1 rRNA gene is annotated in these 255 nt (G+C 55.7%); it reads left to right on the forward strand.

Annotated elements, in window-relative coordinates:
• A 16S ribosomal RNA gene (locus ACQCVE_RS19655) occupies window positions 1–255 on the forward strand; the annotation flags it as partial.

A 255-nucleotide genomic window follows, 5' to 3' on the forward strand; every position in this document is an offset into this window, starting at 1 on the left:
GAGGCAGCAGTAGGGAATCTTCCGCAATGGACGAAAGTCTGACGGAGCAACGCCGCGTGAGTGATGAAGGTTTTCGGATCGTAAAGCTCTGTTGTCAGGGAAGAACAAGTGCGGGAGTCACTGCCCGTGCCTTGACGGTACCTGACCAGAAAGCCACGGCTAACTACGTGCCAGCAGCCGCGGTAATACGTAGGTGGCAAGCGTTGTCCGGAATTATTGGGCGTAAAGCGCGCGCAGGCGGTCTTTTAAGTCTGA

The sequence above is a fragment of the Metabacillus sp. 113a genome (genome assembly GCF_050107635.1).
Lineage (GTDB): Bacteria > Bacillota > Bacilli > Bacillales > Bacillaceae > Metabacillus_B.